Here is a 693-nt window from a genome sequence, read left to right as displayed (position 1 = left end):
GCTATGGTCTGCCATAGCTTCAGGCTCTTACAGCCAGCCGCTCCGGTCCGTCAGACGGCCCTCGGCGGAGCCTTACGCTTCTCGACGCCTTGTCGCCACTTCAGGACGGTGGCAGGACGACCTTCGTCGCGCTGTGTACCATGAATGCGCTGCTTGTTCGCCCGCGCTCCAGCCATTTGGGTTTCGTCCTTGATGCGACTGAGGCGTGGCACACCCGCCTGCCGGGGCATGATGGACTGTGGAACGGAATGAATGTCGGCCGAAAGGTTGTCGAATGGTTCGAGGCCGTGATCGACGAGGACCCAGAGTTGCTCGACTCCGCTCATACTGTACGACGCCGGGTTGATCGTCTCCTTGATCGCTTGATTGATGCAGGTGTCGCAACGGCTCATGAACTCGCGGCTCGGCTCTAGGAGAACACTCTTCCCACTGATCAGCAGTGCCTAGGTGAGCCACAGCCAACCCACTCAAGGCAGCACGGTGATCCTGCCGTTCTGAAACCCCGCCACCATCTCCCTTAACGCAGCTGGCTCGATCACCTCGACCGCATCGCCCCACTTGTAGAGGTGCCAGGCCATCTCGACGAGACCGCTGGCCTCGAAGGTGACGATCAGCCGTAACCGCCCGGTTGGCACCGCGGTTGATCAGGCGGCCTCGGCCTGAGCGACGGCGACCGGTGTCCAGTTCCACGGC

General features: G+C 62.0%; 2 protein-coding genes. Both read right to left on the bottom strand.

Annotated features, from left to right (window positions below):
- Nucleotides 1–50: 50 nt before the first annotated feature.
- A complete protein-coding gene (locus GH815_RS18740; protein ID WP_153750236.1) occupies nucleotides 51–392 on the bottom strand; it encodes a hypothetical protein in 342 nt (113 codons plus the stop codon).
- Nucleotides 393–467: 75 nt separating this feature from the next.
- Nucleotides 468–635 (bottom strand): WCX domain-containing protein, encoded by a 168-nt coding sequence (locus GH815_RS18735; protein WP_343030969.1) that lies wholly within the window; start codon nucleotides 633–635, stop codon nucleotides 468–470.
- Between the last annotated feature and the right edge of the window lie 58 nt (nucleotides 636–693).

The sequence above is a fragment of the Rhodovulum strictum genome (genome assembly GCF_009649175.1).
In the GTDB taxonomy this organism is placed as follows: Bacteria; Pseudomonadota; Alphaproteobacteria; order Rhodobacterales; family Rhodobacteraceae; genus Rhodovulum; species Rhodovulum strictum.
The sequence above is the reverse complement of the archived record's forward strand: the minus strand, read 5'-3'. Positions and strand labels throughout refer to the sequence as shown.